Below are 12032 nucleotides of genomic sequence, written 5' to 3' on the forward strand. Positions count from 1 at the left end.
ATTCATATATATCAATAACTTAACAAATAAACAGAAACGCCTTGAACATGCAGCTTGCATGATCCGCCTTGAACCGCCGTGCAACTTGCACGACGCATCGTGGACTAACCCTCAGCACGGCTACCGCTGAATGGCTCAAGGAGAAGAACATGCACACACGCACCGAGGAACACAGCCTGGGACGCATCCTGCTGATCGATGACGAGCCGGCGATCCTGCGCACCTTTCGCTACTGCCTGGAAGACCAGGGTTATCAGGTCAGTACGGCCAACAGCGCGGCCCAGGCTGATGCACTGTTGCTGCGTCAGGTGTTCGATCTGTGCTTTCTCGACCTGCGCCTGGGTGCGGATGACGGCCTGGAAGTACTGGCGCAAATGCGCCTGCAGGCGCCCTGGATGCGCGTGGTGATCGTCACCGCGCACTCGGCAGTCGACACTGCCGTGGATGCCATCCAGGCCGGTGCGGCGGACTATCTGGTCAAGCCGTGCAGCCCCGAGCAGCTGCGCCTGGCCGCCGCCAAACAGCTGGAAGCGCGCCAGCTGGCCGAACGCCTGGAGCGCCTGGAAGGCTATGTTCGCAAGCCCGGCGATGGTCTCGACTCACAGAGCCCGGCTCTGATGGCGGTGCTGCAAACAGCCAAGCAGGTGGCCGACACCGACGCCAACATTCTGATTCTCGGCGAGTCCGGCACCGGCAAGGGTGAGCTGGCGCAAGCCATTCACCGCTGGAGCAAACGCGCGAAGAAATCCTGCATCACCATCAACTGCCCCTCGCTGAGCGCCGAGTTGATGGAAAGCGAGCTGTTCGGGCATAACCGCGGCGCCTTTACCGGCGCCAGCGAAAGCACCCTGGGGCGGGTCAATCAGGCCGATGGCGGCAGCCTGTTCCTCGACGAAATCGGCGACTTCCCGCTGGCCCTGCAGCCCAAGCTGTTGCGCTTTATTCAGGACAAACAATACGAACGCATCGGCGACCCCGTGACCCGTCAGGCCGATGTGCGGATTCTTGCAGCGACCAACCTCAACCTCGATGACATGGTCCGACAGGGGCGCTTTCGCGAAGACCTGCTGTATCGCCTGAACGTCATCACCCTGACCCTGCCACCGCTGCGCGAGCGCCGCGAGGATATCCTCGACCTGGCCGAGCGCTTTCTCGCGCGCTTTGTCGTCGAGTACGCACGCCCCGCCCGTAACTTCAGCGAGGAAGCGCGCGAGGCCCTGCTGACCTACGCCTGGCCGGGCAATATCCGCGAGCTGCGCAACGTGATTGAGCGCGCCAGCATCATCTGCAGCGAGGAACTGGTGCAGGTCAGCCACCTCGGCCTGAGCCCGCAAGCCAGCCCCAGTGCGCCGCAGATCGGCGATCAGCTGAGCCTGGAGGCCCTGGAAAAAGCCCATATCAGCGCGGTCATGGCCAACAGTGAAAGCCTTGATCAGGCAGCAAAAACCCTCGGCATCGACGCCTCAACCCTGTACCGCAAACGCAAGCAGCTCAGCCTGTGAACCTGCGCAGCCGGCTGTTTATCAGCAGCAGCGCACTGCTCACTGTGGCCCTGGTTGGGCTGTTGCTGGGCATATTCAGTGTGCTGCAGCTGACCCAGGTGCAGAGCCAGGCGATGACCCGCAACCTGGAGATCATCGATGCCAGCCTCGGCCTGCGCCAGGAGCTGGGCAAACAAGTGATTCTGCTGCTGGCCGAAGACCTCGACCGCGAGGCCCTGAAGGCTTCTGATCGGCAGTTCAAAGACTGGCTGCAACGCGCAGCACAAAGCGCCACCGATGACAGTGATCGCCAGGCGATTGCCGAAGTCGAGCGTGCCTATGGCAACTTCGATGACCTGCTGGCCAAGCCCTTGACCGTGCGCCGCGAGCTGCTCAGCAACGACAGTTTCGGCCGCGCCATTGAGGCCTTGCGCGACCGGATCAACGCCGTGCAGATGCGTTACGTCAGCGCCGTGGAGCAGGAAGAAGCACGCGCACGTGAACGCGCTTGGCTGATCGCCGGGCTGCTTGGGCTGATCGGCCTGGCCGTGTTGGTGATCGGCTTTGTCACCGCGCATAGCATCGCCCAGCGCTTCGGCCGTCCGATCGAGGCATTGGCCCGGGCCGCCGACCAGATCGGCCAGGGCGATTTTCAGGTCACCCTGCCGCTGACCCCGGTGGCGGAAATGTCTGCCCTGAGCCAGCGCTTCGGCCTGATGGCCGAGGCCCTGCGCGAGTTCAAGAGCAGCGATGTGGCCGCCCTGCAGGCCGAGCAACAGCGCCTGCAAGCGGTGCTCGACAGCATTGACGACGGCCTGCTGATCTTCGACTGCGCCGGCCGGGTCGAGCATTTCAACCCGGTGGCACAGCGCCAGCTGGGCTGGAGCGATGCACAGTTGGGCCAGACACTGGATGTGGCGCTGCAACGCGCCGACCTGGCCGAGCAGCTGCATAAGGTGCTGCAGGGCGAAAGCCCGGATGAGCTGCTGGAGGATGTGCAGGTGCAGGTCGACGGTGAGAAACGCCTGCTTGCCTACAGCCTGTCGGGCGTCAGCCACAGTGAAGGCCGGCTGATGTGCGCAGTGATGGTGCTGCGCGACGTGACCGAGCAGCGCGCCTTCGAACGCGTACGCAGCGAGTTCGTGCTACGCGCCTCGCATGAGCTGCGCACGCCGGTGACGGGCATGCTGATGGCGTTCTCGCTGTTGCAGGAGCGCGTGCAGTTCCCCGCCGAATCCCGCGAGGCCGACCTGCTCAGCACCGTGGATGAGGAAATGCACCGCCTGCTGCGGCTGATCAACGACCTGCTGAACTTCTCCCGCTACCAGAACGGCCTGCAAACCCTGGAACTGTCCAACTGTGCCCTCGAACCGCTGCTGCTGCAAACCCAGCAGCGCTTCAGTGCCCAGGCGGCCGAATTACAGATCAGCCTGGCCTGCGAGGTGCACGGCGAGCTGCCGGACGTGCAGATCGATCCGTTGCAGATCGAACGGGTGCTCGACAACCTGATCGGCAACGCCCTGCGCCACAGCCACCCTGGCGGGCAGATCCGCCTGCAGGCACGGCAGCAAGACGATCGGGTGGTACTCAGTGTGGAAGACAACGGCGAGGGCATTGCCTATCGCCAGCAAACCCGCATCTTCGAGCCCTTCGTCCAGGTCAGCCGCAAGAAGGGCGGTGCCGGCCTTGGCCTCGCCCTGTGCAAGGAAATCGTGCAATTGCATGGCGGGCAGATCGGCGTGCACTCACGGGCCGGTCAGGGCGCGCAGTTTTATGTGGCATTGCCGGTGTAAGGCATTCCGGGGCATCAGCCAGGCTTATGGCGATTGCCTGCTGGCCCCTGCATGCCGACACTGAACGCTCCACTCACAAGGAGCGCCGCCATGCCCAGCATCAACCCCAGCCCTGCCCAACTGGCTGCATTCACCGCCCAAGTGGCGGATGACACACCGCTGCTGATGCTCAACCTGCTGCGTTTTCAAGCCCAGGCCAGCTATGCCAGCGGCAGCAGCCACGCACCGTGCAGCGGCCGTGAAGCCTATGCGCGCTACAGCCAAACAGCGCTGCGCAAGGTCCGTGGCGTGGGCGGCGAGGTGCAGGTCATGGCCCGCGCACAAGCGGTGTTGATCGCGCCCGCTGACGAGCAATGGGATGAACTGCTGCTGGTGCGTTACCCGTCCAAGGCCGCCTTTCTCAGCATGCTCGCCGACCCGGAGTACCGTGCGGCGACCGAACACCGCACAGCCGCCCTGGCGGACTCACGGCTGATCGCCAACACCGAGCACCCAGCGTCTGCTCAGCCGGGCTAGTGCCCGGCTGCGTCCTTGATCAAGGGCACTTCCTTGCCCTCTGCGTCGAACAGCTTGCCGCCCTTGAAGTAGTCACCATCATTCAATGCGGCAATATCCTGGTAGCGCAGGGTGCGCTCGTGGCCCGCCACGAAGACCGATTGCTGATCCGAGTTGCCGGCCTTGAAGTGGTTGAAGGCCAGGTTGAGCACAATCGCCATGATCGCCGCCGAGCTGATGCCCGAATGGAAAATGGTTTCGAACCAGGCCGGGAAGTGGTGATAGAAGGTTGGCGCAGCAATCGGGATCATGCCGAAACCAATCGAAGTGGCGACGATGATCAGGTTCATGTTGTTGCGGTAATCGACCTTGGACAGGGTACGGATACCGCTGGCCGCCACGGTGCCGAACAGCACCACACCGGCACCGCCGAGCACCGCCGTGGGCACGGCAGCGACCAGACGGCCCATCACCGGCAGCAGGCCGAGGGTCACCAGAATCAGCCCGGCCGAAGCCACCACATAACGGCTCTTCACCCCGGTCACGGCCACCAGGCCGACGTTCTGGGCAAAGGCACTCTGGGTGAAGGAGCCGAAGATCGGCGCAAACACGCTGGAGATCATGTCCGCACGCAGGCCGTTGCCCAGGCGCTTGGAGTCGACCTTGGTTTCGATGATGTCACCCACCGCCAGGATGTCCGCCGAGGTTTCCACCAGGGTGACGATGATCACGATCAGCATCGAGATGATGGCCGCAACATGGAAGGTCGGCATGCCGAAGTGGAACGGGCTGGGCAGCGCCACCATCGGCCCTTCAGTCACCTTGGAGAAATCCGCCATACCCAAAGCCACGGCCACCAGGGTACCAATGACCATGGCCAGCAGGATCGACAGGCGCGAAATGCTCGAACTGCCCAATTTGCTCAACAGCAGCACGGTGACCAGTGTCAGCGCGGCCAGGCCGATATTGGCCATGCTGCCGAAATCCGCCGCGGCACTGTTGCCGCCCATGGCCCAGCGCGCCGCCACCGGCATCAGGGTCAGACCGATGATGGTGATGACGATGCCATTGACCAGCGGCGGGAAGAATTTGGTGATGCGTGAGAACACCGGGGTGATCAGCAAACCGATCAGCGACGCCGCGATTACCGCGCCGAACACCGCCGGTAGACCGCCAGCACCATCGCTGCCGATGATCGCAATCATGGTCGCCACACCGGCAAAGGACACACCCTGAACCAGCGGCAGCTGCGAGCCGAAGAACGGCAGGCCGAGGGTTTGCAGCAAGGTCGCCAGGCCGCCGGCAAACAGCGAAGCGGCGATCAGCAGGCCGATATCCGCTGGCGACAAGCCCGCCGCCTGGCCAACGATCAGGGGCACCGCGACGATACCGCCATACATGGTCAGCACATGCTGCAGGCCATAGGCGAGGTTGGCACCGATACCGAGGTTTTCGTCTTCCGGGCGCTGCGCGGACGACGGCGTAACAGGTGAAATCGTCATGCTGAGTTACTCGCTGTTGTTCTTGTCCGGCTAATGTAGACAAACCAAAAACCTCTTGGCTACAACTTTGTATACATTTTCAGACAAAAGAGCATCGACAGAACGATTCACGAATGCACAGTCTAGAAACGAACATGCACACATAAAAAACCGCCGAAACATAGCTGTTTCGGCGGTCGTTTATCACCAACGCTGCGAGCCCCGGTTTAGCGCGTTGCGGCCAGTACCACCAGCAGCGCCGCCGTCTGGGCATCCGGTTCGCCGTCATAACGTGCCGGGCGGTATTTCATCTGAAAGGCCGCGATGACATTGCGCGTGGCCTGATCCAGCTCGCCATGCAGCGGCACCGCGTAGCCCTGTCGCATCAATTGCTCTTGAAACCACTGCACACTGGGCAGGCTGGCACTGAACAGCGCCTGCTGGCGCGCCACGGCGGCGGCATCCGGCCAAGGTACGAGCCCCGCTTCGGCCAGTTGCTGCCAGGGGAACAACGGGCCGGGATCAACCTTGCGCTGCGGCGCAATATCGCTGTGTGCCAGGATGCTGCCGGGCGACAGCTGATGGCGTTGCATGATGTCCTTGAGCAGCACGATCAGCGCTTCGATCTGTGCCGGCGCAAACGGCTGCCAATGACGCCCGTCCGGGCCATCCGTAAAGCCCTGGTTAACCAGTTCGATACCAATCGTGGTGCCATTGAGCCAGGTGCGACCCTGCCACTGGCTGTCGCCGGCATGCCAGGCACGGCGGTTTTCATCGACCAGGCGGTAGATGGTCGGCGGTGCCTCGCCAATCAGGTAGTGGCTGCTCACTTCCGTCTCGGTCAGCAGTTGCAGCGAGCGCGCCAGGTCGGCGGAGGTATAGTGCAGCACGATGTACTGCACGCGGCTGTTCTGCCCGCTGGCGGTATGGCTGTCATCAATGCGCAAACCATGACCGCAGCCGGCCAGCAGCAGCAACAGAGCACTCAGTAAGATCGTTCTCATGGGGCGATATGCAACACGCTTTGCAGGTTATCCAGCAGCATGTCGACGCTGAGCATGATCAACAGCATGCCCATCAATCGCTCCACTGCGGTCAACCCGCGAGGCCCGAGGAAGCGCTGTAGAAACGAGGCCTGCAACAGAATAAAGGCGGTCGCCGCCCAGGCCAGCAACACGGCGGCGTAGAGCTCCCACAGCGGTCCTTCGTGGGTATTGCGCAGAGTCATCAGCACTGCCAGGGCGGACGGCCCGGCCACCGCCGGAGTGGCCAGCGGCACCAGCATCGGTTCGCCATCCGGCACATCCCCCAATACGCCTTGCGGGCTGGGGAAGATCAGACGCATGGCGATCACGAACAGGATGATCCCACCGGCAATCGCGGTGGCCTCACGCGACAGGCCCAGGGCGCTGAGCACTTTGTCACCGAAGGTGAGGAACAGCAGCAACAGGGCCAGGGCGAACAACAGCTCGCGCCCAGCCACCCACAGGCGGCGGTTGGCCGGCACATTTTTCAGCGCGGCGATAAAGATGGCGATATTGCCGAACGGGTCGGTGACCAGAAAGATCAACGCGGCGATGCCGAAGATTTCCATGAAGCACTCCTCTACAGATCGGCAGAGTTTAGTGCTTATGCCAGCAGAAAACGCCTTTGATCAGGCAGAAGGGCCACGCTGGTCTATTGCCTGGGCAAGCCATGATGGACGCTGCTAGACTAAAATCTGTACAAATACGGATATTCTGTACAGCTTTTGTATTGATTAGGAGATCAGCATCATGCGCGCATTATTGTGGTTCAAACAGGATCTACGCCTTGATGACCACCCCGCGCTGCAAGCCGGCCTGAGTGCCGAGTGCCTGCTGCCGGTGTATGTGCTGGACCCTGAGCAGCTGCAACTCAACGAGTTTGGCATGCGCCGCATGGGCGTACACCGTGCGCGCTTTTTGCTGGAAAGCCTGCTGGCGCTGGAAGGCGAACTGCGCCAACGCGGTTCACACCTGCTGCTGGTGATTGGCAGCGCAGAACAGGTCATCCCCCAGCTGGTTGCCCAGTTCAACCTGGATCAGGTGCTGACCCTGGAGGAAATCGCCCCGGATGAACGGGCCCAGGTGGCCCGTGTCGCAAAGCGCCTCGGTCAGGTGCCTCTGCAACAGGCGCCAGCCAATAACCTGTTGCACCGCGAAGAGCTGCCCTTCGCCCTTGAGCAACTGCCTCACGTATTCAGCCGCTTCCGCAGCCTGATCGAAGAACGTCTGCAAGTGTTCCAGCCACGCCACGCGCCGGATCGCCTACCGCTTCTCCCTGATGGCGCGCTGGCGCTGATGCAGCCGCTGCCCACGCTGTCGCAACTGGGCCTGGGTGAGCCGCTGAGTGTTGCCGCCAGCGCCTTTCCCTTCTCCGGTGGCGAGCCGGCAGCCCTCGGCCGCCTGCGTGATTACCTGTGGAAAACCCAGGGCGTGCGGCAGTACAAGGACACCCGCAACGGCATGATCGGCAGCGAGTACTCCTCGAAATTTTCGCCCTGGCTGGCCAATGGCAGCCTTTCGGCACGCCGGGTTATCGCCGAACTGCGCCGCCATGAGGCGCAGTACAAGCGCAACGACTCGACCCACTGGCTGTGGGTCGAGATGCTCTGGCGCGACTTCTTCCGCTGGACCCTGGCGCGGCATGGCAGCGCGCTGTTCAAGGCTGGCGGGCTGAAAGCCACCGAACGCGCGCCGCAACAGCTGGACCAGCGTTTTCAGGACTGGTCGCGCGGGCGTACCGGCATGCCGCTGATCGACGCAAATATGCGCGAACTGGCTGCCACCGGTTTTATGTCCAACCGCGGCCGCCAGGTGGTAGCCAGCTACCTGATCAACGACCTGCGACAAGACTGGCGCCATGGCGCGGCCTGGTTCGAGGAACACCTGATCGACTATGACCCGGCCAGCAACTGGGGCAACTGGGCCTACCTTGCCGGAGTGGGCAACGACCCACGGCATAACCGCGTGTTCAATGCCCTGCGCCAGGCCCGTGAATACGACCCCGATGCGCACTATGTGAGCCTTTGGCTACCGGAGCTGCGTGATGTACCGCAAGCGCTTCGGCACACGCCCTTCCTGCTCGCCGGCGGCCACCTGCGCAGCCTCGGCTACCCACAGCTGGGCACTATTCCGGAGAGCTGGAAGCCCTATCTGCACGCGGTCGCCTGACCCCGCCCGCCCGCGCCGTGCAATGCCGCGCGCGGGGCCAGATCAGCCCAGCTCGACGCGGTTGCGTCCGCCGCTCTTGGCGCGGTACAGCGCCTGGTCGGCGCGCTCGAAAACCTTCTCGCTGCTTTCACCACTGACAAAGCTCGTCAGCCCGGCCGACAGGGTGATGGTCACCCGCTCGCCCCGGAAGTGAAAAGGACACTGCTCAACCCCATCGAGCAGGGTCTGCAACAGTTGCCGCCCGCCCTCCAGCGGGGTCGAGGGGATCAGCAACACAAACTCTTCACCACCAAAGCGGGCAATGAAGTCGGTCTTGCGCAGGCGCTTGGCCAGCTCGCCGGCAATGATCTTCAGCACCTTGTCGCCGGCCAGGTGACCATAGCCGTCGTTGATCCGCTTGAAGTGGTCGATGTCCAGCACGGCCAGCGCCAGCTCGCCGCCGTAACGCTTCCAGCGCGCCATCTCCAGCTCCAGGCGCTCACCCCAACCGGCACGGTTGGGCAAGCCGGTCAGCGGGTCGATCAGCGCCTTCTGCCGCTGCTCTTCCAGATGATCACGGAAACTCTGCGCCTCTTGCTCCATGTCAGCGACTTTCTGAGTCAGGCTCTGCAGGCGCTGCGCCACCTCTTCTTCGCGGCCATCGCGGTGCTTCTGATGCTCACTGACGGTGTTGAGCAAACCATCCAGGCGCGCTTCCAGTGACTGCTTGAGGCTGTGCAGATCCACCGCCTCCTGCACGCTGGCTTGCAGGCCGCTAACCTGCTCACGCAACTCCTGATTGAAGGTACGCGCACTCTCCACCGATTCGCTGTAGCCCTCATGGGCTTCGGTGAGGGTGCTCAGAAACGAGGCTAGGCGCTCGTTGAGCTGTTTCAGGTAGCTGGCAAACTCGCGCTGGCCACTGTCGGTCACGGCCAGAATCAGCACCGCCAGATCATCCAGCACGGCCACCAGCTCATACCAGTTCAAGCCGCCCATCACCCGTTGGCGCAGGGCCTCACCCTGCGGCTTGTGGCGCACCGGCAGTTCCAGTTCGTCGAGTAGGCTGGTCAGACTCTCACCAATATGCGGCGCCACCGCGCTGTAGCCGGGTTCGGGAATCTCCGGCAGGGCATACGCCGGGTCACCTTCGGCAAGCGGTGCAGCGGGCATTTCGGCAACGGTGGGCGAGGTGGCAGGAGCCGCTGGCGATGGCGATGCATGCTCTGCGGCAGGTGCCTCCACAGCCCGCACCTCAGCAGTCTCCACAGGTGCCGGTACAGCAGGCACGGCTGCCACACTGGCCACCGTTTCAGCTGCAAGCGCCTGCACAGGCTCGGCGGCTGCGGCCATTGGCACCGGAGCGGGAGCATCCGTCGGTTGCTCGGCCACGGTCGCGGCGGCGTCAGTTCCCTTGCCACCAAACAGACGCTGCAACAGACCGGGGCGGGCCGTTGCTGCATCACCATCAAAGGCGGCCAGCGCCTGCTGTTGCAAGCTGCTCAGTTCGCTGAGCAATGCCGGCAGCTCACGCGGCTGGCTGGCACGCTCTTCGATGCGCTTGGCGAACTGCTTGAGCGCCTTGCGCACTTCACGCGGCGGCTCCAGGGCCAACAGTTGGCTGGTCAGGTTGGTGACGCCGGAAATATTCTGCTCGATGCGGTCCTGGCGGCGTTTTTCCGAATCCAGCACGGCCTTTTCCAGGCGTGGGATCAGTGCGGCAAGGCCGCTGTCGATGTCATCGCGGCGCAGGGTATCGCGCAGCTCCTGCATGCATTGATCGACCGACTTGTCGCTGCCTTCCGCCGCCAGCGAGCTGCGCACCAGGCCGCGACGCAGCAAGTCCAGGCGTGCCTCCCAGCGGCGCTCAAGTTTTTCCTGCTGTTCCAGGCTTTCCAGGTACTTGCTTTTCCAGCGCTGGGCATCGTCGGTCATCATCGCCATCCAGTGTTCGAGGTCTGTTGCCGGGTCATCACACTGCAGGCGGGCGATAACCTGCCCATCACCTACAGCTCAACCAGCATAGGTGGTGCAGGCCCACAGAGTGAAGTGGGCAAACGAATTTGCACCGCAACTGGCAGATGATCGGAGATCGGCAATGGCAAGACCTCACAGCGCTCCAGGGACAGTTCTGCGCTGAGCAGGATGTGATCCAGGCAGCGCTGCGGCTGCCAGCTGGGAAAGGTGGCCTCAACCTGCGGCGCCCACAAGCCCAGGTCGCGCAGGGGCGAATGCTCCAGCAGGTCGTTGGCATGGGTGTTCATATCGCCCATCAGCACCCGATGCCGGTAATCGCTGAGCAGCTCGCGGATATAGGCCAACTGCCGGGTGCGGGTGCGTGCACCCAGGGCCAGGTGCATCATCACCACGGCAATCGCGTCCGGCCCATCACCGAGGCGCAGCAACATTGCCCCCCGCCCCGGCGGGCCGGGCAACGGATGATCTTCCAGCAGGCTGGGGCGCAGGCGGCTGAGTACGCCATTGCTGTGCTGGGCCAAACGGCCGAGGTTACGGTTGAGTTGCTGATACCAGTAGGGAAAGGCCCCGAGATGGGCCAGGTGCTCGACCTGATTGACGTAGCCGGAACGCAGGCTGCCGCCATCGACTTCCTGCAAAGCCACCAGATCGAAATCACCGAGCAGCTCGCCAATCCGTTGCAGATTGCCGCTGCGCCCGGCATGCGGCAACAGATGCTGCCAGCTGCGCGTCAGGTAATGGTGATAACGCTGGGTACTGATACCCACCTGGATATTGAAACTGAGCAGGCGCAGGCTGCCACTGATGGGCCAGTCTGCGGCCGGCGCACAGCGGGAATTGACCTGTGGATCACACAGATCGATCGCCCGCCTGGCCGGCCAGCGCCTGAGCATGACGCGTTATCCGCGCACGCCGATTACTGCGCGGCGCGTTCTTTGGCGATCAGGTGATCGGCCACTTGCAGGGTTTGCTGCGGGCCGCCCGAGCTGCTGATGTCGAAACGGTATTTGCCGTTGACGATCATCACCGGCACACCGGTGATCTGGTAGGCCATGGCCAGTTTCTTGGCCTTCTCCAGCTGGCTCTTCACGCCGAAGGAGTTGTAGGTCTTGAGGAAAGCGTCCTTGTCGATGCCTTCGCCAGCGAGGAAGTCGGCCATTTCTTCCGGGGTGGCCAGCTTCTTGCCCTGCACATGGATGGCATCGAAGATCGCCGCATGCACCTTGTGCTCGGCTTTCATCGCTTCAAGGGTGATGAACATCTGGCCATGCAAGTTCCACATGCCACCAAACATGGCCGGGATGCGCACGAAGTTGACATCTTCCGGCAGGGTGTCGATCCACGGGTTGATGGTGGCTTCGAACTTGTAGCAGTGGCCACAGCCGTACCAGAACAGCTCGACCACTTCGATCTTGCCCGGCTTGGACACGGCCACTGGGTTGTTCAGTTCTACATACTGCTTGCCCGCTTCAATCGGCTCGGCATGGGCACTCAGGCCAAACAGGCTGGTGGCGACGAGAGTGGCACTGAGGATCAGGTTACGCATGCGTTACTCCTTGGCTATGGACGGTGCGTGATGACGAACCGAGGTTCGACCCGCGAGGCAATCTGGGGTTCCGCACATTGTAGGGG

The 12032-nt window shown here is 62.9% G+C and carries 10 protein-coding genes; 4 read left to right on the forward strand and 6 right to left on the reverse strand.

Annotation, left to right across the window (positions count from 1 at the left end; translation table 11 throughout):
• Positions 1-149: 149 nt before the first annotated feature.
• The 3 genes from algB to ACSQ17_RS10240 all read left to right on the forward strand — a co-directional run bounded on the left by algB (position 150) and on the right by ACSQ17_RS10240 (position 3790).
• On the forward strand, positions 150-1502 hold the full coding sequence (gene algB, locus ACSQ17_RS10230) for a sigma-54-dependent response regulator transcription factor AlgB (RefSeq protein WP_436068507.1): 1353 nt from the start codon (positions 150-152) through the stop codon (positions 1500-1502).
• The gene (locus tag ACSQ17_RS10235; RefSeq protein WP_436068508.1) at positions 1499-3274 is read left to right on the forward strand and encodes a KinB sensor domain-containing domain; all 1776 of its coding nucleotides are present in this window, start codon (positions 1499-1501) and stop codon (positions 3272-3274) included. The genes algB and ACSQ17_RS10235 overlap by 4 nt, the downstream gene beginning before the upstream one ends.
• Positions 3275-3364: 90 nt before the next feature.
• Entirely contained in the window at positions 3365-3790 is a 426-nt protein-coding gene (locus ACSQ17_RS10240; protein ID WP_436068509.1) for a DUF1330 domain-containing protein, read from the forward strand.
• On the opposite strand, the gene ACSQ17_RS10245 is transcribed toward ACSQ17_RS10240, so the two are convergent.
• The 3 genes from ACSQ17_RS10245 to ACSQ17_RS10255 all read right to left on the reverse strand — a co-directional run bounded on the left by ACSQ17_RS10245 (position 3787) and on the right by ACSQ17_RS10255 (position 6844).
• Positions 3787-5271 carry a nucleobase:cation symporter-2 family protein gene (locus tag ACSQ17_RS10245; protein WP_436068510.1) on the reverse strand — a complete coding sequence of 495 codons (1485 nt, stop codon included), beginning with the start codon at positions 5269-5271 and terminating at the stop codon, positions 3787-3789. The two genes, ACSQ17_RS10240 and ACSQ17_RS10245, sit on opposite strands and share 4 nt — an antisense overlap.
• Positions 5272-5477: 206 nt before the next feature.
• Positions 5478-6254, reverse strand: coding sequence for an N-acetylmuramoyl-L-alanine amidase (locus ACSQ17_RS10250; RefSeq protein WP_436068511.1), 777 nt, complete (start codon positions 6252-6254; stop codon positions 5478-5480).
• The gene (locus ACSQ17_RS10255; protein WP_233685645.1) at positions 6251-6844 is read right to left on the reverse strand and encodes a MarC family protein; all 594 of its coding nucleotides are present in this window, start codon (positions 6842-6844) and stop codon (positions 6251-6253) included. The genes ACSQ17_RS10250 and ACSQ17_RS10255 overlap by 4 nt, the downstream gene beginning before the upstream one ends.
• A 181-nt stretch (positions 6845-7025) precedes the next feature.
• Here ACSQ17_RS10255 and ACSQ17_RS10260 point away from each other — a divergent pair, with 181 nt between their 5' ends.
• The gene (locus ACSQ17_RS10260; protein WP_436068512.1) at positions 7026-8444 is read left to right on the forward strand and encodes a DASH family cryptochrome; all 1419 of its coding nucleotides are present in this window, start codon (positions 7026-7028) and stop codon (positions 8442-8444) included.
• Between the two features lie 42 nt (positions 8445-8486).
• Here the strand turns inward: ACSQ17_RS10260 and ACSQ17_RS10265 are convergent, their stop codons facing one another.
• The 3 genes from ACSQ17_RS10265 to ACSQ17_RS10275 form a co-directional block, all read right to left on the reverse strand.
• Positions 8487-10358 carry a diguanylate cyclase gene (locus tag ACSQ17_RS10265; protein WP_436068513.1) on the reverse strand — a complete coding sequence of 624 codons (1872 nt, stop codon included), beginning with the start codon at positions 10356-10358 and terminating at the stop codon, positions 8487-8489.
• A 71-nt stretch (positions 10359-10429) separates the two neighbouring features.
• Positions 10430-11293 (reverse strand): endonuclease/exonuclease/phosphatase family protein, encoded by an 864-nt coding sequence (locus ACSQ17_RS10270; protein WP_436068514.1) that lies wholly within the window; start codon positions 11291-11293, stop codon positions 10430-10432.
• Between the two features lie 23 nt (positions 11294-11316).
• A complete protein-coding gene (locus ACSQ17_RS10275; RefSeq protein ID WP_436068515.1) occupies positions 11317-11946 on the reverse strand; it encodes a thiol:disulfide interchange protein DsbA/DsbL in 630 nt (209 codons plus the stop codon).
• Positions 11947-12032 lie beyond the last annotated feature (86 nt).

Origin of the sequence: Pseudomonas sp. LjRoot71 (genome assembly GCF_964253255.1) — a bacterium.
In the GTDB taxonomy this organism is placed as follows: Bacteria; Pseudomonadota; Gammaproteobacteria; order Pseudomonadales; family Pseudomonadaceae; genus Aquipseudomonas.

Bases quoted from the DNA above. Each gene is read 5' to 3' on its own strand.
- algB (WP_436068507.1), top strand. From the start codon at position 150: ATGCACACACGCACCGAGGAACACAGCCTGGGACGCATCCTGCTGATC.
- ACSQ17_RS10240 (WP_436068509.1), top strand. From the start codon at position 3,365: ATGCCCAGCATCAACCCCAGCCCTGCCCAACTGGCTGCATTCACCGCC.
- ACSQ17_RS10245 (WP_436068510.1), bottom strand. From the start codon at position 5,271: ATGACGATTTCACCTGTTACGCCGTCGTCCGCGCAGCGCCCGGAAGAC.
- ACSQ17_RS10250 (WP_436068511.1), bottom strand. From the start codon at position 6,254: ATGAGAACGATCTTACTGAGTGCTCTGTTGCTGCTGCTGGCCGGCTGC.
- ACSQ17_RS10255 (WP_233685645.1), bottom strand. From the start codon at position 6,844: ATGGAAATCTTCGGCATCGCCGCGTTGATCTTTCTGGTCACCGACCCG.
- ACSQ17_RS10260 (WP_436068512.1), top strand. From the start codon at position 7,026: ATGCGCGCATTATTGTGGTTCAAACAGGATCTACGCCTTGATGACCAC.
- ACSQ17_RS10265 (WP_436068513.1), bottom strand. From the start codon at position 10,358: ATGACCGACGATGCCCAGCGCTGGAAAAGCAAGTACCTGGAAAGCCTG.
- ACSQ17_RS10270 (WP_436068514.1), bottom strand. From the start codon at position 11,293: ATGCTCAGGCGCTGGCCGGCCAGGCGGGCGATCGATCTGTGTGATCCA.
- ACSQ17_RS10275 (WP_436068515.1), bottom strand. From the start codon at position 11,946: ATGCGTAACCTGATCCTCAGTGCCACTCTCGTCGCCACCAGCCTGTTT.